This is a genomic window from Vibrio sp. 970 (assembly GCF_033339075.1).
Genome location: NZ_JAWOTW010000371.1, coordinates 1 through 671 on the forward strand (window position 1 = coordinate 1; position 671 = coordinate 671).

General features: G+C 46.9%; 1 protein-coding gene and 1 pseudogene. One reads left to right on the forward strand and one right to left on the reverse strand.

Annotated elements, in window-relative coordinates; genetic code table 11:
* Positions 1-320, forward strand: a 320-nt coding sequence (locus tag R7Q11_RS26745; RefSeq protein WP_225467064.1) for a cystatin domain-containing protein, incomplete at its 5' end; no start/stop codon positions are given.
* A 66-nt stretch (positions 321-386) separates the two neighbouring features.
* Here R7Q11_RS26745 and R7Q11_RS26750 read toward each other — a convergent pair.
* Positions 387-671: pseudogene (locus R7Q11_RS26750) on the reverse strand (L-2-hydroxyglutarate oxidase); the annotation flags it as partial.

The following is a 671-nucleotide window of genomic DNA, read 5'->3' on the forward strand; positions in this document are numbered from 1 at the left end:
ACAAGCAAGTTTCACCCGCGATGAAAAAGAAAATGCAGGCAATTTGTTCGGCAGAAAAGAGTCAACCCGGTGGATGGCAAGTTTCTCAAGTTACTCCAGAAGCGCAGCGCTCATTGAGTATGGTTTTGTACCAGATGAACGCAGAAGATAAATTAAAAAACATCAACGAAGTACGCACTCAAGTGGTAGCGGGTACTCACTATGCGTTTGAGTTCGAGCTTCAAGACGGTGAAGTGTGGAACGCAATGGTCTTACGCAGTGCAAGAGGCGATTACATGATCGAAAGACACGCCAAAAAAGGCGAACTTTGCCCGAAGTAGAATGCCACCAACAAAAACCTGATGAAATGAAAGAGCCAGTGTTCAAAACTGGCTCTTTATGTCTGACTAGACGACTTTAGCTACCACTTTCTCATCGACCTTATCGCAAATGTACTCTCCGATAGGCATGGCAGATGTGGCCGCTGGGGAAGGCGCATTACACACGTGAAGGCTTCTTGCGCTCTCTGCAAATAGGAAATCGTGCACTAGAGTGCCGTCCGACAACACCGCTTGCGCGCGAATCCCTGCAGGATAAGGCTGGAGATCCTCAACACGAATACTCGGACAATATTTATTGACCAGTTTTAAATACCCTGGCTTCCACCACGAGTTTTTAAACTCTTCCAAGCC